We start from the raw sequence: 21,452 nt of genomic DNA on the forward strand, positions 1-21,452 counted from the left end.
GAGCCCCGGCGTGGAAAAGGCGGCCGGGGGCGCTTCCGGGCTGAGACCTTGGCCACCCTCAGGACGCCCGCCGTTCGCCCGGCCGACGTCCGGGACGATTGGCGAATCGCCGGGGATCATGGGGCGGTCTATACCAGAATGGGCCGCATGGATCTTCGAATCTTCACCGAACCCCAGCAGGGCGCCGACTACGGCACCCTCCTGCGGGTGGCGCGGACCGCCGAGGAACTCGGGGCCTTCAGCGCCTTCTTCCGCTCCGACCACTACCTGCGGATGGGCTCCGCCCCGGAGGGCGACCCGGCCGCCGCCATCCGGGCCGGCCTGCCCGGGCCGACCGACGCCTGGATCACCCTGGCCGGCCTCGCCCGGGAGACCAGCACCATCCGCCTCGGCACCCTGATGACCGCCGCCACCTTCCGGCTGCCCGGTGTGCTCGCCATCCAGGTCGCCCAGGTCGACGCCATGAGCGGCGGCCGGGTCGAGTTCGGCCTCGGCGCCGGGTGGTTCGCCGAGGAGCACGCCGCCTACGGCATCCCGTTCCCGAAGGAGAGGTTCGGGCGGCTGGACGAGCAGCTGGCCATCATCACCGGGCTGTGGAACACCAAGGTCGGGGACACCTTCGACTTCGCCGGCCAGTACTACACGCTGACCGACTCGCCCGCGCTGCCCAAGCCCGCCCAGGAGAAGATCCCGGTCCTGATCGGCGGCACGGGCCCGACCCGCACCCCGGCGCTGGCCGCCCGCTACGCCGACGAGTTCAACATGCCGTTCGTCTCGCCGGAGGCCAGCGCGGCCCAGTTCGGCCGGGTGCGGGCCGCCGTCGAGGCGGCCGGGCGCGAGGCCGACGACCTGGTGTACTCCAGCGCCCTGGTGGCCTGCGTCGGCCGCGACGACGCCGAGGTCGCCCGCCGCGCCGACGCGATCGGCCGGAACGTGGCCGAGCTGAAGGCCAACGGTCTGGCCGGCACCCCCGACGAGGTGGCGGAGACCATCGGCCGCTACGCCGCCCACGGCACCCAGCGCATCTACCTGCAGATCCTCGACCTGGACGACCTCGACCACCTGGAGCTGATCGCCTCGCGGGTCGCCCCGCAGCTGGGCTGACCGCCCGGCCGGTGCCGCCGACGCCCGTTCCCGGGGTGCCGGCGGCACCGGCACGTGCGGGGATGCGCGGGGGCGGCAGGGCTCAGGACAGCGCGGTGACCACGTTGTGGGTGATGGTGCGCACCCGGGGGTCGAGGGCGAGCAGCCGCGGCCAGTCGACGGTGGCGGCGGTGAAGACCGTACCGCCGCTGGTGTACAGGCCGAAGGTCGCGGCCCGGCCGGGGCCGCCGTCCTCCCGGACGGCGGTGTGCCAGCCGGCGGCCGGATCGGCCGGGAGGTCGGCCACCCCCAGGATGGTGAAGCCGGGCGGCGTACCGTCCGCGCCGGTCGCCACCGCCCGCCCGGCGCCGTCGCGGCGGTGGGCGGCGCCGTCGCACTCGTACCCCACGAGGGCGTGTTCGGCGCCGAGGACGTCGCCGTCGCGCAGTCCGGTGCCCGCGAAGAGCTCGTGGCCGGTGTGCTGGACGGTGAAGCCCAGCGGGGCCCGGGGGCCCTCCCAGTGACCGCCGCCGTTGCGGTAGCTGACGCCCGTCAGGGTGTTCTCGGGTTCGGACTCCCACCAGTGGCCGGGGGCACCGCGCAGCCGGTCGACGTCGACGCCCGGGGCCGCGCCGGGCGGGTGCTTCGCGCAGCGCACGGTCGTGCCGTCGGCCGAGACCGTGACGCGCCACCAGCAGGTGTTCGCGCCGAAGACGGCGAGGTTGCCGCCGCGGTCGCGGAAGGCGGTGACGTGGCGGCGGGCGGGTGCGCTCCAGTACTCGTCGTGTCCCGCCGAGAGCAGCAGGCGGTATCCGTCGGCGCGGTGCGGGTCCTGGTGGAGGTCGAGGTCCGTGCAGTAGTCGGCGGTGAAACCGCCGCGCTCCAGCCAGGCGACGAACGGGGCGTCCCAGTGGGCGAAGGTCTGCCGGGGGGTGCGCGGGTCGTGGGCGTCGGGGTAGCCCTTGACCGGGCCGCCGATGCCGCCGCCGGGGCGGCGCAGGGTGACGGCCTGGGTGACCGGGGTGTCCGAGCCGGGCGGCGGATCGTCGGTGCGCAGCGATCCGTAGAGGCTTCCGCCGCCGCTCTGGTTGTACGCGTGGTAGGTGAGGACCGGCACCTTGTACAGCACCCGCGCCTTCGTGGGCCCGGCCGGTGTCACCACGAACAGCAGGCGCGAGTGCCGGGCGTCCAGGTGCTCCGCGCCGGCGCCGGGCTCCGGGAGGTCCGGCGGGCCGGACGCGTGGGGCCGCAGGACGGCGATGTACACGCCCGAGGGCCAGTGCGCGGGGACGGTGAAGTCATGGCCGGGCCAGTGCCAGTCCTGGTCGTAGCGGCCGGCGGGCGCGTACCGGCCGGGCCCGCCGGTGCCGCCCATGTGGCGGACCTCGGCGCCGCAGCGGAAGAAGTCGGCGCGGAAGCGGTCCGCCCGGGTCGAGAGGTGCAGCCGCAGGACGCCTCCGGCCCGCACGCTGGGGCTCGCGGGGTAGCCGTCGACGAGGGGGTGGGCGTCGTCGGCGGGGTGGGCGCCGTCGCTCCGCGCATCGGGCAAGGGGCTTTCCAGGCGGCCGGGTTGTGGCCGCTCCGGCGTCGGTGGGGCGGGGCGCGTGGTCGTCACGGATCAGATTCTGGACGGTCCCGGTGTGCGGAGGCACGCGCGGATTCGGACGTTGTCCGGCTCTCCCGGGGTGGAAGCGCCGCCACCGGACGCCGTCGTTCCGGTCCGTGCGGTGCCCTACCGGCCAGCCCGTGCGCGTGGTTCCACCGGCACCGGCCCGGTTCAAACCCGTTGCCCACGGGTCGGCCGGTTCCCACCGGAAGCGGATCGTCACTCTTGGAAGCCGCATGATCACTGAGGATGATGAATGCGCGCCGAGGGCCCGTCATCCGGGCGGGATCCGGTGGTTCGAAGGGAGTCGGATCATGTACGAGGACATCGAGCCCGTCACGTCGGAGGAACTGCCGGAGCTTCCGCTGCTGATCGACCTTCCGGGCGAGTGACCACCCCCGCGTGACGCACGCGGCGGCCATTCGGTCCGCCGCGTGCCACTTCTGATCCATCGTTGACCGGCCTCGCCCGGCGGATCGCCCACCGGCGGCGGCACAGAGGAGCGCGCACGTGGACATCGAACCGAACGCGGCGGAGGCGGCGCGCGACCAGCGGGGAGTCTGCCGGCTGACGCTCGGCGCGCTGCGCCGGGCCACACTGGCCGCCCCCGCCCCCGCCCCCGCCCCCGTTCCCGTTCCCGTTCCCGTTCCCGGAGCGGACGGTCCGGCGGCGCCGCCGCACCATCCGCCCGCGCTCGCCGCGCGCCACCCCGGCCTGACGGCCGACGACCTCGGCCACCCGGCCGTGATCGAGCTCGCCCACACCGCGCAGCGCGCGCTGCGCTCCGGTCCGCTCACCCCGGAGCGCCACGACGAACTCGCCGCCCGGCTCGACACGGCCCTGGCCCTCGCCCGCGCGGTGCCCGGCCGGGACTGCGGCGGCCGCCCGTGGCGGCTCGAACTCGCCGGGCCCCAGCCGCACCTGAGCCGCTCGGTCGCCCGCGCGCTCGCCGACACCCCGCCCGCCCCGGCCGCCGGAGCGCGCAACGGAGCAGCACCGGCGACGAGCGAGGTCCGCGCGTGGACGGACACCGAACGCGCGACCGCCGACGAGGCGATCCGGCTCCTGGCCGCCGTCTGGCCGGCCATGCTCGACGAACTGACGTACACCGTGCGCCAGATCGCCCTGCTGTCCGGCGAAGCCATCGAAGGGTTCACCGACTTCACCGTGCACGGCGCGGTGTTCCTCGGCCGGGAGCGCCTGACGGACGAACCCGACGGCCTGCCCGCCCCGCTGCGCCTGGCGGAGGCCCTGCTGCACGAGGGCACCCACCAGCGCTGCAACGCGGCGCTGATCTCGACACCGCTCTGGCACCGCACGGCCGAACAGGGCGCCCTGGTGGCGACACCGCTGCGCGCCGACCGGCGCCCCCTCGGTGGGCTGTTCCACCAGATGGTGGTCCTGTCCCGCAGCGCGTCGTTCTACCGCAGGCTCCTCACCGGACGCTCAGGACCGGCCCTCGACCAGGAGTTGCTGCGCACCAGGTACGCGCGGCACCGCGAGGACGTCGGACAGGCCGCCACGACGCTGGAGGCGCACCGGGCCGCGCTCACCGACGAGGGCCGCCGGGTGCTGGCCCGGGCCGGCGCGGAGGCGTCGGCGTGAGCGGCTCCGCAGGGGCGCCGGCCCGGCCGTGGGAGGCCCAGGCGTTCCGGCCGTTCGCCGGTGCGCCGGCCGTCGTGTTCGCCCGCGCGGCGGCCCGGTCGGCGCTGTTCACCGGCGTCCGTGCGGGCGGTGACGAGGTCGTCGTCGGCAGTGCGGCCGGGCAGGACGCGCAGGACACCGCCGTCCGGGCCAGGGGCGAACTGATCGAGCGGATGGGCAACATCGTGGCCGGGCGGGAGGCGGAGGCCGGGCCCGGGGCGGGCCACGTACCGGCGGCTGCACCGCGCCGGCCGGCCGGCCGTCGATCCTGCGCTGCTGGTCCACGGCGCCCGGGGAGCCGACGGCGACGTGCGGGACGCGGCCCTGCTCTGGGCGGTCGGCCGGTCGCTGACGGACGGGGGAGACGTCCTGGTGCCCGCCGGAGCGGTGTACCTGCGCCACCGGCCCCCGCCCGGCTGCCGGGCGGGGATCAGCGCCGGATCCACCGGGGTGGCGGCGCACCCGGACGAGGCGACGGCCCGTGACCACGCCCTCTGGGAGATCCTGGAACGCGACCTGATCCGGCGCAGCTGGTACGGCGACGACACCGAACCCCCCGTCGTGGTGCCCTGGCGGGCCGACCCCGGGCTGTGCGAGTCGCTCGGCCTCCTCGGTCTGGAGGCGACGGCCTTCCTCCTGCCCGCTCCGGCCGGGGCCGTCTGCGTGGTGGTCTGCGTCCACGCCCCGGACGGCACCGGCCAGGCGTTCGGGGCGCGTTGCGGCCCGGCCGGTCGGTATCCGGCCCTGGCCGGGAAGGCGGCCTACGAGGCCCTGATGGTCCGCTGGAGCATGGAAACCCCGGTCGCGCGGGAGACCTGGGCCCGGTGGGCCGGTGCCACGGAGCCGGCCACCGCGCTGGAACACGCGCTCTGGGCCTACCACCGGCAGGACAGCCTGGCCCTCTGGCTCGCCGAAGCCCGCCACGGCCACGCCGGTCCGCAGGCCCCGGTGGGGTACCACGCCGGTCCGGGCCCACTGCTGGCCGCGCACACCGGCGCGGACGTGATCGCCGTACCGACCCCGTCGCCGCAGGGCACCGAGGCCGGGCTGCGGGTGGTGCGGGCCGTGGCCCCGGGCGCCCTCCCGCTGCCGGGCGGCCCGGCCGGAGCCGCCGGACCGGGACGGCCCGGCCGGCCGCATCCCTTCGGCTGACGGGCCCGCCGCCCGCACTCCGCCCGCCGCCCGCACCCCGCCCGCACCGTGCCCGCCGCCACGAAAAGGACCGTCCGCCATGGCCGACCAGGACCCGTACTACGCCACCGCGTTCGCCGCCCGCTACGACGACTGGTTCCCCTCGTACGTCACCGACAGCACCGTCGACCTGCTCGCCGGTCTCGCCGGGGCCGCCGGCGGCGGGCCGCTCCTCGAACTGGGCTCCGGCACCGGCCGGATCGCCCTGCCACTGGCCGCGCGGGGCCTGGAGGTCCACGGCATCGAGGGCGCACCCGAGATGACCGACCGGCTCCGCGCCAAACCGGGTGGCCGGTCCGTCCCCGTCACCGCCGGGGACTTCAGCCACGTCCCGGTCGACGGCACCTTCGCCCTCGTGTACGTGGTCAACGGGACGTTCTTCGAACTGCCCACCCAGCACGCCCAGGTCCGCTGCTTCGCCAACGCCGCCGACCGGCTGCGTCCCGGCGGGCTGTTCGTCCTCGACGCCCACGTCCCCGAGGCGCTCGCCGACCCGGGCGCCGCGGTGGCCACCCTCCCGATCCCGGGCGGGGTGACGGTCCGCACCCGCCGCGTCGACCGCGCCGCGCAGCAGTACACCTCGGACTACCTGATCGTCGACGGCGACGGCGTGCACCACGTCCCGGTCTCCTTCCGCTACGCCCATGCCGGCGAACTCGACCTGATGGCCGGGATGGCGGGGCTGCGCCTGCGGGACCGCTTCGGCGACTGGAAGGGCGGCGCCTACACCTCCGACAGCTCCTACCACGTGTCCGTCTACGAACGGACCGCCTGACCCGCGGTCCGCCCCCCGGCAGGAGAGCACCGAAGCACCCGCGGGAGACCACCGGCAGCGGAGACGCCCGGGGCGGCCCCCGCGACCAACCGCCGTCGACGAACGGGAGGTTCCCATGTCCGCACCCGCCCGAGAACCCGGTGCCGCGGCCACCGGCCGGCACGAGATCCTGGAGCCGCGCCCCGGCCCGGGCGGCCTCGGCGTACCGCTGCGCCAGGTGGTCGACGACGGCCGGCTCGTGGTGGTCAGGCGCGGCCTGCACCACCTGGACGCGCTGGAACCGCTGCTCCGCGCCACCGGTCACGCCGCCGCCGGGACCCTTCCGCCCGACGCCGCCGCCACCGTCGGGCGCCTCGGTGTCGAAGCGCTGCACACCGCCGCGACCGTCGAGCAGGCGACCGCCTTCCGTACCCGGCTGGAGACGCTGCTGCGGCCCGTCGCGGCCGAGGCGGTGCGCTCCTTCGCCGAGCGGGCGGCCCCGGGCGGCCCCCGGGTCTACCTGAGCCACCACCTCGGCGTCCGGATCATGCTGCCGCACGCCGCCGTGGCCGGCCGCGCCGAACTCGACCCGCTCGCGGGCTTCATGGTGCCGCACTCCCCGCACATCGACTCGTGGTTCAACACGCCCGTCAACTCCGTCAACCTGTGGATCGCGCTGGGCCGGGTCCGCCCCGGCAACGGTCTGCTCATCTACCCGCACCTCTACCGGGAACCGGTCCGCCGGGAGGGCTTCCGCGTCGCCCCCGGCCAGGACCTCGGCACCCCCGTGCGGGTCACCCTCGATCCCGGCGACATCCTGGTGTTCGCCGGCGACCACGTCCACAGCTCCGAGACCAACACCACCGACGAGACCCGGTACGTGCTCACCAAGCGGATCAGCGTCGGCGCCCCGCGCTTCAGCCGGCAGGGCGGCGGCTGGATCCCGTACCACGACCCGCGGCTGCTCGACGGGCCGCTGCCGGCGCTCGCCTCCCTGCGCTCGCGGGCCACCGCCGCCTACGGCCGGCACCTCCTGCGGGCGGCCCTGCGGAGACCACCCGCCTACGAGAACACGCGGACGCCGCCCCCGTCCCCGGCCCAGGCGTAGGCCGGCATGCGCATCGCCTACCTGCACAGCGGCAGCATCCCCTCCGTCTACGCCAACGGCATCCACGTCATGCGGATGTGCGACGCGTTCACCGAGGCCGGACACGACGTCACCCTGTACGCGCTGCCCGGCTCGTACCCGGCCGACGACCCGCACGCCTACTACGGGACCAGGCACCGCTTCCCCGTCCGGTCCGTGCCCGCCCCCGACACCGGCGCCGCCGGCTACCGGGAACGCGCCGCGCGGGTGAGCGAGTTGCTGACCGACGGCGCCGCCCCCGACCTGATCTACGGCCGCGACGCCTACAGCCTCGCCCTCGCGCCGGACCTCGCGCCGCTCGTGTACGAGACGCACCTGCTCTGGGACGACCCCGACATCCGCCGGGCGGAGCGCGAACTGCTCGCCCGGCCCTCCCTCGCGCGGGTCGTGGTGATCACCCACGCCCTCGCCCGCGACTTCCGGCAGGCCCACGGCGGCCCGGGAACCCCTCCGGTCCTCGTCGCCCCCGACTGCGCCGACCCGCCCGGCTCGTACCCGGCACCGCCGCGGCTGCCCGGGCGCCCGGGTGTGCCCAGGATCGGCTACGTCGGGCACCTCTACGCCGGGCGCGGCATCGACCTGATCCTCGATCTCGCCGGACGGCTCCCCGGGCTCGACTTCCACCTGGTCGGCGGCACCCCCGAGGACCGGGCCCGCTGGGAGGAGCCCGGCCGGCTCCCCAACGTGTACTTCCACGGCCACCGCCCGCCCGGTGCGGTCCGTGCCTACGTCCCGCTCTTCGACGTCGTCCTGGCGCCGTACCAGAAGAAGGTCTACGCCGCCGGAGGGCTCGGGGAGACCAGCCGGTGGGCCTCCCCGCTGAAGCTGTTCGAGTACCTGGCCCACGGCCGCGCCATCGTCGCCTCCGACCTCCCCGTCCTGCACGAGATCCTCCAGGACCGGGTCAACTGCCTGCTCCGCCCGCCCGACGACCCGGCCGCCTGGGTGGCCGCGATCACCGAGCTCCTCGCCGACCCGGCGCTGCGCCGGGCCCTCGGGGACGAGGGCCGCCGGCAGGTCCTCGACCGGTACACCTGGCGCCACCGCGCCGCCGACGTCCTCGCCGGTCTGCACTGAACCGTCCGCTCCGCGCCCCGGCCCGGACGGGCGGGTGAAACGGTGTCACGCCGCTCGACGGCGCCCCCGTCGCCATGGCCTAGTCTTTACTCTCTCTTGGGAAGGGAAGGCTTCACCGAGAGGCCCGACCGGGGAGGACAGGCCGGGGAGACAGGCCGGGGGACAGGGGGAGAGCCGGTGGTGGAGACGAAGGTGTCCGGGGCGGAGCCGTCGGCGGTGGGGGCACCGGCGCAGCGCGTGCCCGCGCCGAGAGCCGCGCACCGTGCCGTGGCCGGGCCGGCGGAACCGGCGCTGCGCCCGCGCGGCCTGCACGACCTGCGGCAGGGGTGCGAGGGCCGCCGGCCGACGGCGCTGCGCTACCCCGCCGACGGCCTGCTGGTCGTCTCGGGGCTGCCCGGCAGCGGGAAGAGCACACTGATGCGCCGTTGCGTACGAGCCCGGCTGGTCGACTCCCAGCAGGTCCGGGAGGAGTACGCCGCCCGGGCGCCCGGCTGGCTGCCCTACTTCGTCTACCGCCCGCTGGTGCGGATCGAGCACTACCGGCGGCTGCGGCGCGCGGTGCTGGCCGGCGGCCCGCTCGCGGTGCACGACTGCGGGGCGCTGCCCTGGGTGCGGCTCTGGCTCACCCGGGCCGCCGCCCGCCAGGGCCGGCGGGTGCACCTGGTGCTGCTGGACGCCAGTGCCGGTGAGGCCCGGGACGGCCAGCACACCCGGGGGCAGGCGGTCTCCGCGTACGCCTTCGCCCGGCACCGGGAGGCCGCGCGACGGCTGCGCCGGCGGCTGGCGGGCACCGGACGGCCGCCGGCCGGCTGTGCGTCGGCCGTGCTACTCGACCGGGCCGGTGCGCGCGCCCTGCGGGAGATCGTCTTCGTGGCGTCGTAGTCTCGGCGAGGCGGTGCGGGCCGCCGACCCGGATCGTCCTCCCCGGCTCCCCGGCCGGTCGGACGGGACGGTGCGTCAACTGTCGGACGGCACGGGGGCGGTAGGGGATCGAGCGCCAAGGCATCCGCCGTTCCGGGCGGGCCGGGTGGGCCGATCGGGCTTCCGGGCGGCGTCCGACGGGGCGTCAGAGTGCCCGGCCCGAGCGGGTCCGGCGCGTCCGGGCGGCCCTGCGCAGCCCTGGCCGGGCGGCCGCCGGTGGCCGCCACCGTGACAACTCCCCCTCAGGAGCGCAGATGCGTCGTTCTGCCCGCGTCCCCTCGCGTGTTCCCCGCAGATTCCTCAGCGCCGCCGCCCTTGTCGCCGCCCTCGGGCTGACCCAGTTCGCCGCCCCCGCGGCGTTCCCCGCCGCCCGGCACGCGGCTTCGCCCCGGTGCGCCGACGCCGACGGCCGGCCCAGCCAGGGCAGCCAGGACGGCCGGAGTGGCCAGGGCGCCGGGGCCCGCAAGCCCGCCGGCGGCCCGGACAGCCAGGAGCCGAACGCCGTCACCGAGGTCCAGGCCAGGGCGATGGAGACGGACCTGACCATCCGGGCCGCCCTGGCCGCTGTGGGCCAGGGCGGCATGCCGCCCGTCCCCGGCGGGCCGGGCGGCGTCACCACCATCCCGGTGTACCTGCACGTCATCCACTCCGGGGCGACCGGCCGGCTCGGCCCGGCGGACATCGCCAACCAGCTCGCCGTCCTCAACGCCACCTACGGCGGCCAGGGCGCGGGCAACACGGCCAGCCCGTTCCAGTTCCGGCTGGCCGACACCGACTACACCGACAACGCCGCCTGGTACAGCGGCATGACCCCGGGCTCCCCGGCGGAGAAGGCGATGAAGAGCGCGCTGCGCAGGGGCGGCGCCGGCGCCCTCAACCTCTACACCGCCAGCCTCGGCCAGTCACTGCTCGGCTGGGCGACGTTCCCGAGCCAGTACCTGCTGAACCCGACCGACGACGGCGTGGTCATCCTCGACGCGTCCCTCCCCGGTGGCGCGGCCGCCAACTACAACCAGGGCTACACCGCGACCCACGAGATCGGCCACTGGCTGGGGCTCTACCACACCTTCCAGGGCGGTTGCAGCGACCCGGGCGACTACGTCGACGACACGCCGGCCGAGGCGAACGCCGCCTACCAGTGCCCCGAGGGCCGGGACACCTGCCCCGCCGTCGGCCTCGACCCGGTCCACAACTTCATGGACTACACCTACGACTCCTGCATGACGCAGTTCACCCCGGGCCAGTCCGCCCGGATGGCCGGTTCCTGGGCGGTCTACCGGGCCTGACGGCCGGTCGGTGCGCGCGCCGGCGGCGGTGCTTCTTCGGCGTTGGCCCAGGGCGGCACAGGGTTCGAATGTATTCGGGGCTTCCGGCGTGGCAATTGGCGATCGTTTGCCCGTATCGATCTATGTTTGTGGTGCAAACGGCAGCTGAAGCCGAGGTAGTCGAGCAAGGAGCAGCGGCATGACCAACAGCGCGCACCCCCGGATCGTCGTCGGCGTGGACGGCTCGCCCGCCTCGGAGCAGGCGTTGCGGTGGGCGATCGACTACGCACGGCTGACCGGCGGCACCGTCAACGCGGTGGCCGCCTGGGAGTACCCGGCGTTCTACGGCTGGGCCGGCCTCAGCGTGCCCCCGGCGGAGGGCTTCAACCCCCAGGACCTGGCCGGGCAGACGCTCTCCGAGACGGTCGCCAAGGTCGTCGGGGACGACCCCGCCGTCCACGTCTCCGAGGCCGTGGTGCCCGGCAACGCCGCACAGGCCCTGCTGGAGGCGGCCGACGGTGCCGCGCTGGTCGTCGTGGGCAGCCGGGGCCTCGGCGGCTTCTCCGGCGCGCTGCTCGGCTCCGTCAGCCGGCACCTCACCGAGCACGCCCCCTGCCCGGTCGTCGTGGTCCGCGAGGGGCAGGTGGCCGCCGCCGGGTGACCACGGTCCGCGGAACCACGCCGGGCCGCCGCGCTCAGGGCAGGATGGAGACATGCCAGAAGGTGACTCCGTCTACCGCGCGGCGGCCCGGCTGCACGAGCTCCTCGCCGGGCAACTGCTGACCACCGCCGACCTGCGGGTGCCCGCGCACGCCACCGCCGCGCTCGCCGGCCGGCGGGTGCTGGAGGTCGCCCCGCGCGGCAAGCACCTGCTCACCCGGCTCGAAGGCGGCCTCACCCTCCACACCCATCTGCGGATGGACGGCCGGTGGGAGGTCTACCGGCCCGGCGAGCGCTGGGCCGGCGGGCCCGCCTGGCAGATCCGGGCCGTCCTCGGCACCGAGCACGGCACGGCCGTCGGCTACCGCCTGCCGGTCGTCGAGCTGCTCCGCACCGCCGACGAACCACGCGCCGTCGGCCACCTCGGGCCCGACCTGCTGGGCCCCGACTGGGACCCGGCCGAGGCCGTCCGCCGGCTCCTCGCCCACCCCGGCCGCCCGCTCGCCGAGGCCCTCCTCGACCAGCGCAACCTGGCCGGGATCGGCAACGTCTACGCCAACGAGCTCTGCTTCCTCGCCGGCGTGACACCGTGGACGGCGGTCGGCGAACTGCCCGGCCCCGACCGGCTGGTGGCGCGGGCCCGGCAGCTCCTCGACGCCAACAGGCTGCGCCCCGGCCACATCACCACCGGTGACACCCGGCGCGGCCACCAGCACTGGGTGTACGGCCGGGCCGGCCGCCCCTGCCCGCGCTGCGGGACGACGGTGCTGACGGCGGGTCAGGGCGAGCCGCCGCGCGACCGGGTGGCCTACTGGTGCCCGTACTGCCAGCGCGGCCCGGCGCCCGAGGTGCCCGCCGGGCGGCTGCTCAGGGGCGTTCGACCAGGGCCGGGTGCCGAGGGTCGTCCACCCGGACGGTGAGGTCGGCCGTCTCGGCGGGAGTGGTCTCGGCCTCGTAGCGGGCGAAGGCGGGCAGTGTCCACTGCTCGTCGGGCGGGGTGCGGCGGGCGAGCGCGGCGGGTGTGAGCGCGAGATGGACGGTGAGCTCCAGGGGCAGCCACCGGCCGAGCAGCAGCGGGCCGTCCAGCAGCAGCACCCCGCCGGGCGGCATGGTGGTGTACGGCGCGCGGGTCGCACGGTCGGTCGCCGGATCGCGCAGCGAGGGCAGCACCCGGCCGCTGCCGCCGGGCTCCAGCGGGTCCAGTACCTCGCGGGTCAGGGCGCCGTCGTCCAGCCAGAGGTCGTGGAAGGCGTCCGGGTCGTGCCGCCCGTACTCCAGCCGGACCGAGGCCGGCCGCAGGAAGTCCGCCGCCGACACCCGCAGGGCCGGCCGGCCGCGCAGGCGCAGCGGCTCCACCAGGGCGTCCGCGAGCGCACCGGGGCGGGCCGCCGCGGCGCCGTCCACGGCCACCCGCAGCCACCGCTGCCCGGAGCCGGGCAGGGCGGTCACACGGTCGGCGAGGAGGTCGGCCAGCCGTTCGGGCGAGATCGGTCGTACCTGCATCGGGCCATCCTGCCTCGGTGTGCCGGGAGGTGGGGGGTTCGGGTGGGGCAGGGCGGGCTCAGGTGAGCGGGAGGGCGTACAGGATGTCGTCGTGGCCCGCGTAGAGCCGGGTCCGGTCCGCGGCGAGGGACCAGACGTCGACGCCGGGACCGGAGTCGCGGAACGTCCACAGTTCGGTGCCGGTGGCGGCGTCGAGGGCGCAGACACCGGCGGCGGCCGGGCCGGGGACGAAGAGGACGCCACCGGCCGGCAGCGGGTGGCTGCGGCGGTCCAGCCGGAACGGGAGGCGGCGGGACCAGAGCTCGGCACCGGTGGCGGCGTCGTACGCGGTGACCAGGCCGTTGTCGCGGGGGAGGTAGACGCGGGTGCCGTCGGTCACCGGGGACAGCGAGCGCAGCTCCCCGGCCGGGTCGGCGGCGGTCTCCCAGCGGGCGGAGCCGTCGGCGAGCCGCAGCGCCCGCAGGCCGGCCGGGCCGTCGGGGAGGTAGAGGTTCTCCTGGTCGGCGGCGCACCAGCGCAGGTTCTCGTCGGCCGCCGCCGACCAGGCGCGCTCGCCGTCGGCGGCGCCGCGGACCACCAGTGCGGTGCGGCCCGCCGTGGTGTCGCAGGCCGGGAGCCGGCCGCCGGCCGCGGTGACGGGCGTGAACAGCTGTTCGGCGGGCGCCACCGGACGGGACCAGAGCACCGTGCGGTCCGCGATCCGCACGGCGAACAGGGTGTCGCCCCCCAGGGCGCCCCCGGCCGGCCGGGCGGAGACCTTGCCGTACAGCGTGGCGCCGTCGCTGCCGTAGAGCGTGATGCTGCCGTCGAGGTGGTCGGGCAGCGGCAGGCTCCAGTCGGCGGCCGCGTCCGTGAGGTGACGGCCGTCGATGTGGCCGTACGAGACGGTGAACATCCGGTCGGCGCCGAGCACCACCCGGTCGGCCGGTGTGCCGAGGTCGCCCGGCCGGTCCTTGCCGGGCGTCTCGAAGACGAGGCCGCGCAGCGGGGAGCCGTCGGCGGGGTCGAGCACCTGGAGCCCGGTCCGGGAGAGGAAGAGCGGCCGGTCCGGGTGGTCGGCCAGCCGCTCGGGCGTCATCGCCGCCGGGCCGCGGTACGTCCAGAGCGGCTCCGGCCCGGCGATCCGGGTGGGCAGCGGCCTGGGCGGCCCGGGTGCCGGTCCGCCGCCGGACGGGCGGGAGACCGCCCAGAGCGCGGCGCCCGCCGCCAGCACGCCGGCCCCCGCCAGCAGCCGCCGCCGGCTCGGCCGGGGCCCGTCGCCGTCGGGCCCGGCGCCGCCGCCGACCACGTCCGCGGGCGCGGCGGCCCGGTCGTCCGCCTCCTCGTCCCACTGCCAGGACGCGCCGGACGCGTCCTCGGCCGGGTCGGACGCCTGCGTGGCGGAACGCTCGGACGCTGCCGACTGCATGCCTGATACCCGCTTCCCCCCGGGAGCGGCCGTCGCGCCGCCCTGTCCGACGGACAATACCGAAGCGGGCGGGGCCGCCCCCGGGGAGACCGGTCGCGGTGTGCTCGGACAAGCCCCGGGCCGGGCGGTCAGCCGGGGCCGTGGTCGGCGAGGTCGGCGAGGACCTGGGCGTGGCAGGGCAACGGGACGCACCAGCAGCCGAGGCGGTGGCCACGCAGGGCGGGGACGAGCGCCAGCAGGTCGGGGCGGGCCAGCAGATAGGCGCGGTACCGGGCGGTCATCTCCTCCCGGGTGCAGTCCGGGCCGGGGCGGTAGGGGCAGTAGAGCGGGGAACCGGGCAGGTGCCAGCCGCCGCGGTGCATCGGGCGGCCGACGTACAGGACATCGGCGAAGTCCGGGTCGTCCCGGTGGCCCTTGAGGTTGACCACGGTGGTGGGACCGGGGGAGGTCGGCATGCTGTCATGATGGCCCGCCGACGGCGGGGCGGCCCGATGGCGGGGCGGCCCGCCGGGGGAGGCCCGGCCCCGCCTTGACAGCCCCTTGACCCGGGCGTAGCAAGAGAGGATGCGCCAGGGTGTGCCGGCGGACCGGGACGGTCCGCATGTGACCGGCGGTACCCGGGCCGCGCGACCCGACCTGCGCCGCCCAGGGGAGAGCGGTGCCGCCGACGGGACGGCGGACGAACGGGACGAGCTGCTCGCGACCGCCGTCCGCACGGTGCTCGGCAGCACCGACGCGTACGGCGCCATGGTCTACCTCCGCTCGCGCGACCGGCGCTCGCTGACGCTCTGCACGCTCGCCGGTGTGCCGCTGTCGGTCATCAGCCCGTTCCGGCGGGTGGCCGCCGCCGGGCCGCTGCCGGTGGCGGTGAGCTTCCGCACCGGGCACACGGTCGTCCTGGCCGACACCGAGGACACCATGCGACGCTTCCCGCAGCTCGCCGTCGGGATGCCGTACGACTTCGCCTCGGCCTTCGTACCGGTCAGGGCGGGCCCGGAGACGTACGGGGTGCTCAACGTGCTCTGGGCGGCCTCGGCCGACGGGGTGCCGGACGGCGCACGGCGGCAGCTGCGGGCGGTGGCCGACCGGCTCGGGGCCGGGCTGGCCGGGCTGGCGGCGGCCGGGCACCCGGTGGAGCCGGACGGCGGGACGGCCGTGGCCGAGCTGGCGCCGCCGTCCGCGCCGACCACCCGGCTCGGCCTGTTCGACTGGAACGCGGCCACCGGGGCGCTCTCGGCGGACGACCAGTTCTGCGAGATCTTCGGCCTGGACCCCGCCGGGTTCGACGGCCGGGCCGCCACCGTGGACGCCCGGATCGCCCCCGGCGACCGGGCCGAGTTCCGGGCCGCCCTCCGCGGCGCGCTGAACCGCGGCCGGGTGCTGGCCGCCCGGATCCGGGTGCTCGACCGCGACGGCCACCCCTGCCCGGTCGACCTGTGGGGCCGTGTCCCCGAGGGCGACGGGCCGGATGACCGTACCCACCTGGTCGGCGCCGTCCTCGACACCCGGACCGGCACCGCCGCCGCGGCCGCCGTGGAACGCCTGCGCGACGGTGTCCTCTCGCTCGACCCGGACGGCCGGATCGTCTACGCCAACCACAGCGTCGAACTGCTGCTGCACGCCCGCCGCGAGGACCTGCTCGGCCACCACCCCTGGGACGTGCTGCCCTGGCTCTCCGACCCGGTCTACGAGAACCGCCACCGGGCCGCGATGCTCTCCCAGCGGCCGACCGCCTTCCTCGCCGCCCACCCGCCGGACGGCTGGCTCGCCTTCTCCCTCTACCCCGACGCGCACGGCGTCACCGGCCGGGTCGTCGCCGCCGAACCGCCCCCCGGCACGGCCGGGCCCGAGCCCGACCCCCCGGCCGCCGCCCGGACCGGCCTCAGCGCGATGCACCACCTGCTCCAGCTGGCCAGCGCGCTGACCGAGGCCGTCACCGTCCGCGAGGTCTGCCGGGCCGTCGCCGACGAGATCCTGCCGGCCTTCGGAGGCCAGGAGCTCGCCATCTACAACGTCTGCGACAAACGCCTCGACCTGGTCTTCCAGAGCGGCTACCCGGACGGCTTCCTCGACCGCTTCGAGGGCACCCCGACCGGCGCCCGGGTGCCCGGCGCCGAAACCCTGAGCACCGGCACGCCGATCTTCTTCGAGTCCGTCCACGCGCTCGCCGCCGCCTACCCCGGCATCCCCCTCGACGAGATGGGCGCCTGGGCCTTCCTGCCGCTGATCGCCTCCGGCCACCCGGTCGGCAGCTGCATACTCGGCTTCGACGAGGCCCGCGCGTTCTCCCCGGAGGAGCGCGGCATGCTCACCGCCCTCGGCGGGTTCATCGCCCAGGCGCTGGAGCGCGCCCGGCTCTACGACGCCGAGTTCGCCCTCGCCCGCGGCCTCCAGCAGGCCCTGCTGCCGCACCGGCTGCCGTCCCTGGAGGGCGTCCGGACCGCCGCCCGCTATCTGCCCGGCACCCAGGGCATGGAGATCGGCGGCGACTGGTACGACGCCATCGTCACCGGCCGCGATCTCAGCCTGGTCATCGGCGACGTCGAGGGTCACAGCGTCGGCGCCGCCGCCACCATGGGCCAGCTGCGCAGCGCCGTCCGGGCCTTCGCCACCGGCGGGCACCCGCCGGACGAGGTGCTCGCCCGGACCAACCAGCTGCTGCTCGACCTCGACCCCGGGCTGCTCGCCAGCTGCTGCCTGGTACGGCTCACCCCAGCCGACGGCACCGCCCTGATCGCCCGGGCCGGCCACCTCCCGCCGGTGCTGCGCCACCCCGGCGGGCGCGCCGAGGCGCTGTACGTGGCGGGCGGCCCGCTGCTCGGCGTCGACCAGCGGGCCGAGTACCCCGTCAGCGAGCTGCGGCTGCTACGGGGCTCGGTGCTCGCCCTCTACACGGACGGGCTGGTCGAGGACCCGGCGGTGGCGATCGACCACGGCGTGGACCGGCTGTGCGCCGCGCTGGCGCGCTCCGCCGGGGTGGCGGGCCGGGCGGCGGACGGGACGGCGGACGGGCTGGAGCGGCTGGCCGAGCGGCTGCTGCGCGAGGTCGGCTCGACGCGGCGGGTGGACGACGTGGCGCTGCTGCTCACCGCGTACGGGTGAGCGGGCCGGTTGGCTCCGGGCCCGGTCGGGCCCCGGTTCGCGTGGGGCCGTCCGGCGCCCGCGGCTGCGGTGAGGTGCGACTTTCGTCGGGGCGGGTCGCGACGAAGGGTGGCGGCGGGCCCCGGGCCGCACCGCTAGCCTCACCGGGTGGACGCGATAGCGAAGGCCTGGTCGAGGGCGGTACGGACGGCGTTTCCCGGGCCCTGGCGGCGCTGGCTGGTGGTGCGCGAGCTGGGGTTCGCCCTGCTGCTGGGCGTGTTCGCGGCGGCGATCGAGCTGATCGGCAGGACCGGTCTCTGGCTCCTCGTGGGGCCCGGCATCGCCGCGCTGTTCCTGCTGCGGAGGGGCCTGCCCGGCACCGTGCTGGTGATCACCGCCGCCGCCTGCGGCTGGTTCGGCGGGACGTTTCCGCTGCTGGTCTGCGCGGGGTGGTCGGCCGGTACCCGGATGCACCGGCTCTGGGCGCTGATCGGCTCCTTCACCGGCGGGTTCCTGCTGATGACGTACGCGGGCGTGGTGAAGGACGCCGGCGCGGCGCCGCTGAAGCTCATCATCGGGCTCGGGCTGGGCGGCTATCTGGTGCTCGCCGTGCTGCCCGCGCTCTGGGGCCGGTACCGGGCCCAGCGCCAGGCGCTGCTGGACGCGCTGCGCGAGCGCAACGACCAACTGCTGCGCGAGCGCACCATGGTGGCGCACCAGGCGCGGCTGCGTGAGCGGCACCGGATCGCCCAGGACATGCACGACAGCCTGGGCCACCAGCTGGCCCTGATCTCCGTCCACTCCGGCGCCCTGGAGGTGGACCGTACCCTGACCGACCGGCAGCGGGAGGCGGTCGGCGTGCTGCGGCTGGCCGCCGTCGCCGCGATGCGCGAGCTGCGCGAGGTGGTCGGGGTGCTGCACGACGAGTCCACGGCGCCCGCGCCCGTGGTGGCCGCCGGGCCGGCGGCGTCCGGGGGCGGCCGGACCGGCGGGGTGGCGGGGATCGAGCGGCTGGTGGAGTTCTCGCGGGCGGCCGGGACGACCGTCTCGCTCGGCCGGGACGGCGAGCGGCGCCCGCTGGCGGCCGCGGTCGACAACGCCGCGTACCGGATAGTGCAGGAGGCGCTCACCAACGCGCACAAGCACGCGCCCGGCGCGCCGATCAGCGTCGCGCTGCGCTATGAGCCGGACGCGCTGGTGGTGGAGGTCGCCAATCCGTGCGCGCCGGAGCTCGTCGGTGTGCGCGCCGGTGCGGGGGCGGCCGTCAGCGGTGGGCAGGGGCTGACCGGTCTGCGGGAGCGGGCCCGGCTGGTCGGCGGGATGGTGCACGCCGGGCCGACGCCCGAGGCGGGTTTCCGGCTCGCCGCCGTACTGCCGTACGAGGGGGCGGCGGACCAGGCCGCCGACATCGGCGGCGCGGAGCCGTGGGAACTGGACACCCTGCCCGCGGCCGACGGGGAGGCCGGTGCGCGGCGCCGGCGCAGCCCCGCGATCGGCTGCGCGGCCGGCGGGACGGCCGTGGTGCTCATCGTGCTGGGCCTGCTGGTCTGGGGCATGGTGGCCTTCGTCCGGGGCATCGACGGCGTGACCGTGCAGAAGAGCGTGTTCGACTCGATCCAGGTGGGCACGGACCAGGCCGGGGTCGAGGAGCGGCTGCCGAAGGGCAACCGTTTCTTCAGCAAGGACTGGGAGGGCAGCGGCCCGACCCCGCCGCCGGGCACCACCTGTCGGTACTTCATGTCGGACGAGCCCTCCGGGCACATGGGTGAGGACAACGTCATCAGGTTCTGCTTCAAGGACGGCGTCCTGGTCGAGAAGGAGAACTACCCGGTGAAGGTGTGAGCGCCGGGGGTGTGAGGATGGTGCACGGCACCGGCACCAGCGCTGCCGCCAGCACCGTTCAAGGGGATGACCAGCAGTGATCCGAGTCCTCGTCGCCGACGACGAGCCGCTCATCCGGGCCGGGATCCGGATGATCCTGTCCTCCGCCGACGACATCGACGTGGTCGTGGAGGCCGCCGACGGCCGGGAGGCCCTGGAACTGGCCCGGGCCCACCGGGTGGACGTCGTCCTGCTCGACATCCAGATGCCGGTGATGGACGGGCTCACGGCGCTCGGGGAACTGTCCCGGGTCGCGCCCGGCGCACGCGCGCTGATTCTCACCACCTTCGGGGAGCGCGATAATGTGCTGCGAGCCGTGACCGAGGGCGGCGCCGGGTTCCTGCTCAAGGACACCGCGCCGGCCGAGCTGATCCAGGCGGTGCGGGCCGCCGCCACGGGGCACGCCTTCCTCTCGCCCGCGGCCACCCGGCACATCGTGGACTCGCTGGCCGGGGGCCGGACCGGTCCGGTCGCGGCCCGGGCCGCCGCGGCACGCCGTCGGCTGGAGGTGCTCACCGAGCGTGAACTGGAGGTGCTGGCACTGCTGGGTGAGGGTCTGTCGAACGCCGACGCCGGGGCCCGGATCCATATGAGCGAGGCGACGGTGAAGACGTACGTCAGCCGGATCCTGGCCAAGCTGGGCTGTGAGAACCGGGTGCAGGCGGCGTTGCTCGCACGGGACGCGGGGCTGGACGGGGTCGGCTGAGGGGCATCGTTCGGACACGGTGCGTAGCGGACGTGGCGGATGCCACAGCGATCCGGCGCGGAACCGGGAACTCCGGTGGCCCCGGTGACGGTGTGTGGGATCCGCGTCGCGGAGGGTCGATGGTGTGGGCGCTCTCACGGGCCGGCAGGTGTGAGTGAGGGCACGGAAATTGATCGTTTGATCGTGAAAGTATGGTCAAAAGCTGTCAATTCGGGCACACTTTCTCGATCAATACCGCCGGTAACGGTCAACTGACCTGCAGCGTCCAGGAATTGCTTGAAGTGGCCCCGAACGGCCCGTAGCTTCATTGGCGGTGCAACGAGCACCACCCGGGTTCACCCCCGACGCACAGCCCGCCGGCCGACCCCCGGCGTCAGGGCCGTGCCCGTCGACGCGATCGGCTCGAACAGGCCGTCGGCGAGCGGGGGTGGCGGCGGCGGCAGGGCACGTCGGACACGTGCGTGACCGCCCGACGAGTGAGGTGAGCGCGACGACGGCCCCGGCGAGGGCCTGGTTCCGTCTGCCCGCCCGGGGCTTGTCGAGAGGATTTTCATGACTTTCCGTCACGAGAACGCCGCTGCCACCAGCACCCCCACCAACGCCACCCCCGCCGGAACGCGCCGCCGTCGTGCCCGTCTGGCCCTGGTCGGCGGGGCCGTCGCGGCCCTTCCGGTGGCCGGCCTCGTCACGGCCACCTCGGCCTCCGCCGCTCCCGCCTCCGCCTGGGACACCGTCGCCCAGTGCGAGAGCGGCGGCAACTGGAACATCAGCTCCGGTAACGGCTACTCCGGCGGACTGCAGTTCACCTCCTCCACCTGGAAGGCGTACGGCGGCACCGCGTACGCGCCGCAGGCCCACCAGGCCAGCAGGGCCCAGCAGATCTCGGTCGCGGAGAAGGTCCTCGCCTCGCAGGGGCCGGGCGCCTGGCCGGTCTGCTCCCGGAAGGCGGGCCTCAGCAAGGGCGGCGCCCCGGCGGCCGTCGACACCTCGGCGGGTTCCTCCGCCAGGAACGGCTCGACGGGCTCCTCGAACCGGTCGGCCGCGCAGGGTCCGGCCGGTGCCAAGGCCCCGAAGTCCAAGGCGCCGCAGCAGGCCAAGCCCGCGCAGGGGCAGACCAACACCTCCGGTGGGTCCGGTTCGGCGCAGTCCGGAAAGGCGCAGGCCGGGAAGGCGCAGGGCGCCGCGAAGCCGGCCAAGCCGGCCCAGGGGCAGACGAACACCTCCGGCGGCGGCTACACCGTCCGGAGCGGCGACACCCTGAGCGGCATCGCGGCCAGGTTCGGCACCGACACCGCGAGCCTGTACGCCAAGAACGTCAGGGCGATCGGCGGCAACCCGGACCTCATCTACCCTGGCCAGACCCTGAGCATCTGACACCCGATCCGAACGGTGCGAGCGGCCGCCCCCGACGAGGGGCGGCTGTTCGGTCTGCGGTCAGGGTCGGCCGGGTGCCCCGGCCGACGGGCGACGGGCGAGCCGACCGGCTCGATCGTGGTCTCCGGTAGCGCGGTGAACCCGGGCAGCC

18 protein-coding genes and 1 pseudogene are annotated in these 21,452 nt (G+C 75.9%); 15 read left to right on the top strand and 4 right to left on the bottom strand.

Translation table 11 applies throughout. The features are described 5' to 3' along the window. Positions 1 to 147: 147 nt before the first annotated feature. Positions 148 to 1,104: an LLM class F420-dependent oxidoreductase gene (locus ACIP82_RS06830; protein ID WP_363606270.1), complete on the top strand. Its 957-nt coding sequence runs from the start codon at positions 148 to 150 to the stop codon at positions 1,102 to 1,104. An 82-nt stretch (positions 1,105 to 1,186) separates the two neighbouring features. On the opposite strand, the gene ACIP82_RS06835 is transcribed toward ACIP82_RS06830, so the two are convergent. Next, positions 1,187 to 2,632 (bottom strand): N,N-dimethylformamidase beta subunit family domain-containing protein, encoded by a 1,446-nt coding sequence (locus tag ACIP82_RS06835; protein ID WP_400651629.1) that lies wholly within the window; start codon positions 2,630 to 2,632, stop codon positions 1,187 to 1,189. A 293-nt stretch (positions 2,633 to 2,925) separates the two neighbouring features. Between ACIP82_RS06835 and ACIP82_RS06840 the strand changes: the two genes are divergently transcribed. From ACIP82_RS06840 to ACIP82_RS06885, 10 genes and pseudogenes are all read left to right on the top strand, one after another. Further along, complete coding sequence (locus tag ACIP82_RS06840; protein ID WP_363606267.1) at positions 2,926 to 3,081, top strand: hypothetical protein; 156 nt, start codon at positions 2,926 to 2,928, stop codon at positions 3,079 to 3,081. 118 nt (positions 3,082 to 3,199) lie between these two features. Continuing rightward, positions 3,200 to 4,294, top strand: a complete 1,095-nt coding sequence (locus ACIP82_RS06845) for an aKG-HExxH-type peptide beta-hydroxylase (protein ID WP_400651632.1) — start codon at positions 3,200 to 3,202, stop codon at positions 4,292 to 4,294. A 270-nt stretch (positions 4,295 to 4,564) separates the two neighbouring features. Further along, a pseudogene (locus ACIP82_RS06850) lies at positions 4,565 to 5,485 on the top strand (YcaO-like family protein); the annotation flags it as partial. A 79-nt stretch (positions 5,486 to 5,564) separates the two neighbouring features. Next, positions 5,565 to 6,299, top strand: coding sequence for a class I SAM-dependent DNA methyltransferase (locus ACIP82_RS06855; RefSeq protein ID WP_400651635.1), 735 nt, complete (start codon positions 5,565 to 5,567; stop codon positions 6,297 to 6,299). A gap of 115 nt (positions 6,300 to 6,414) precedes the next feature. Beyond that, positions 6,415 to 7,386, top strand: a complete 972-nt coding sequence (locus ACIP82_RS06860; protein WP_363606260.1) for a phytanoyl-CoA dioxygenase family protein — start codon at positions 6,415 to 6,417, stop codon at positions 7,384 to 7,386. 6 nt (positions 7,387 to 7,392) lie between these two features. Beyond that, the gene (locus ACIP82_RS06865; RefSeq protein ID WP_400651638.1) at positions 7,393 to 8,502 is read left to right on the top strand and encodes a glycosyltransferase family 4 protein; all 1,110 of its coding nucleotides are present in this window, start codon (positions 7,393 to 7,395) and stop codon (positions 8,500 to 8,502) included. 180 nt (positions 8,503 to 8,682) lie between these two features. Further along, the gene (locus ACIP82_RS06870; protein WP_363606256.1) at positions 8,683 to 9,384 is read left to right on the top strand and encodes an AAA family ATPase; all 702 of its coding nucleotides are present in this window, start codon (positions 8,683 to 8,685) and stop codon (positions 9,382 to 9,384) included. Positions 9,385 to 9,677: 293 nt separating this feature from the next. After that, on the top strand, positions 9,678 to 10,709 hold the full coding sequence (locus ACIP82_RS06875; protein ID WP_400651641.1) for a zinc metalloprotease: 1,032 nt from the start codon (positions 9,678 to 9,680) through the stop codon (positions 10,707 to 10,709). Positions 10,710 to 10,887: 178 nt separating this feature from the next. Next, positions 10,888 to 11,349: a universal stress protein gene (locus ACIP82_RS06880; RefSeq protein WP_363606253.1), complete on the top strand. Its 462-nt coding sequence runs from the start codon at positions 10,888 to 10,890 to the stop codon at positions 11,347 to 11,349. A 52-nt stretch (positions 11,350 to 11,401) separates the two neighbouring features. Next, entirely contained in the window at positions 11,402 to 12,268 is an 867-nt protein-coding gene (locus tag ACIP82_RS06885) for a DNA-formamidopyrimidine glycosylase family protein (RefSeq protein ID WP_400651644.1), read from the top strand. Here ACIP82_RS06885 and ACIP82_RS06890 read toward each other — a convergent pair. From ACIP82_RS06890 to ACIP82_RS06900, 3 genes are all read right to left on the bottom strand, one after another. Next, positions 12,216 to 12,851 (bottom strand): uridine kinase, encoded by a 636-nt coding sequence (locus ACIP82_RS06890; protein ID WP_400651647.1) that lies wholly within the window; start codon positions 12,849 to 12,851, stop codon positions 12,216 to 12,218. The genes ACIP82_RS06885 and ACIP82_RS06890 overlap by 53 nt on opposite strands. A 58-nt stretch (positions 12,852 to 12,909) precedes the next feature. Next, complete coding sequence (locus ACIP82_RS06895) at positions 12,910 to 14,259, bottom strand: PQQ-binding-like beta-propeller repeat protein (RefSeq protein WP_400651648.1); 1,350 nt, start codon at positions 14,257 to 14,259, stop codon at positions 12,910 to 12,912. 128 nt (positions 14,260 to 14,387) lie between these two features. After that, the gene (locus ACIP82_RS06900; protein WP_363606250.1) at positions 14,388 to 14,714 is read right to left on the bottom strand and encodes a DUF4326 domain-containing protein; all 327 of its coding nucleotides are present in this window, start codon (positions 14,712 to 14,714) and stop codon (positions 14,388 to 14,390) included. Between the two features lie 109 nt (positions 14,715 to 14,823). On the opposite strand from ACIP82_RS06900, the gene ACIP82_RS06905 reads away from it, so the two are divergent. The 4 genes from ACIP82_RS06905 (at position 14,824) to ACIP82_RS06920 (ending at position 21,301) form a co-directional block, all read left to right on the top strand. Then, on the top strand, positions 14,824 to 17,361 hold the full coding sequence (locus ACIP82_RS06905) for a SpoIIE family protein phosphatase (protein ID WP_400651650.1): 2,538 nt from the start codon (positions 14,824 to 14,826) through the stop codon (positions 17,359 to 17,361). A 147-nt stretch (positions 17,362 to 17,508) separates the two neighbouring features. Continuing rightward, a complete protein-coding gene (locus tag ACIP82_RS06910; protein WP_400651652.1) occupies positions 17,509 to 19,182 on the top strand; it encodes a sensor histidine kinase in 1,674 nt (557 codons plus the stop codon). 76 nt (positions 19,183 to 19,258) lie between these two features. After that, a complete protein-coding gene (locus ACIP82_RS06915) occupies positions 19,259 to 19,927 on the top strand; it encodes a response regulator transcription factor (RefSeq protein ID WP_363606246.1) in 669 nt (222 codons plus the stop codon). A 552-nt stretch (positions 19,928 to 20,479) separates the two neighbouring features. Beyond that, on the top strand, positions 20,480 to 21,301 hold the full coding sequence (locus ACIP82_RS06920; RefSeq protein ID WP_400651654.1) for a transglycosylase family protein: 822 nt from the start codon (positions 20,480 to 20,482) through the stop codon (positions 21,299 to 21,301). The last annotated feature ends 151 nt before the right edge of the window (positions 21,302 to 21,452 follow it).

It is taken from the genome of Kitasatospora sp. NPDC088548, assembly GCF_044753005.1.
GTDB lineage: Bacteria > Actinomycetota > Actinomycetes > Streptomycetales > Streptomycetaceae > Kitasatospora.

Bases quoted from the DNA above. Each gene is read 5' to 3' on its own strand.
- ACIP82_RS06830 (WP_363606270.1), top strand. From the start codon at position 148: ATGGATCTTCGAATCTTCACCGAACCCCAGCAGGGCGCCGACTACGGC.
- ACIP82_RS06840 (WP_363606267.1), top strand. From the start codon at position 2,926: ATGATCACTGAGGATGATGAATGCGCGCCGAGGGCCCGTCATCCGGGC.
- ACIP82_RS06855 (WP_400651635.1), top strand. From the start codon at position 5,565: ATGGCCGACCAGGACCCGTACTACGCCACCGCGTTCGCCGCCCGCTAC.
- ACIP82_RS06860 (WP_363606260.1), top strand. From the start codon at position 6,415: ATGTCCGCACCCGCCCGAGAACCCGGTGCCGCGGCCACCGGCCGGCAC.
- ACIP82_RS06865 (WP_400651638.1), top strand. From the start codon at position 7,393: ATGCGCATCGCCTACCTGCACAGCGGCAGCATCCCCTCCGTCTACGCC.
- ACIP82_RS06875 (WP_400651641.1), top strand. From the start codon at position 9,678: ATGCGTCGTTCTGCCCGCGTCCCCTCGCGTGTTCCCCGCAGATTCCTC.
- ACIP82_RS06880 (WP_363606253.1), top strand. From the start codon at position 10,888: ATGACCAACAGCGCGCACCCCCGGATCGTCGTCGGCGTGGACGGCTCG.
- ACIP82_RS06885 (WP_400651644.1), top strand. From the start codon at position 11,402: ATGCCAGAAGGTGACTCCGTCTACCGCGCGGCGGCCCGGCTGCACGAG.
- ACIP82_RS06890 (WP_400651647.1), bottom strand. From the start codon at position 12,851: ATGCAGGTACGACCGATCTCGCCCGAACGGCTGGCCGACCTCCTCGCC.
- ACIP82_RS06895 (WP_400651648.1), bottom strand. From the start codon at position 14,259: ATGCAGTCGGCAGCGTCCGAGCGTTCCGCCACGCAGGCGTCCGACCCG.
- ACIP82_RS06900 (WP_363606250.1), bottom strand. From the start codon at position 14,714: ATGCCGACCTCCCCCGGTCCCACCACCGTGGTCAACCTCAAGGGCCAC.
- ACIP82_RS06905 (WP_400651650.1), top strand. From the start codon at position 14,824: ATGCGCCAGGGTGTGCCGGCGGACCGGGACGGTCCGCATGTGACCGGC.
- ACIP82_RS06920 (WP_400651654.1), top strand. From the start codon at position 20,480: ATGACTTTCCGTCACGAGAACGCCGCTGCCACCAGCACCCCCACCAAC.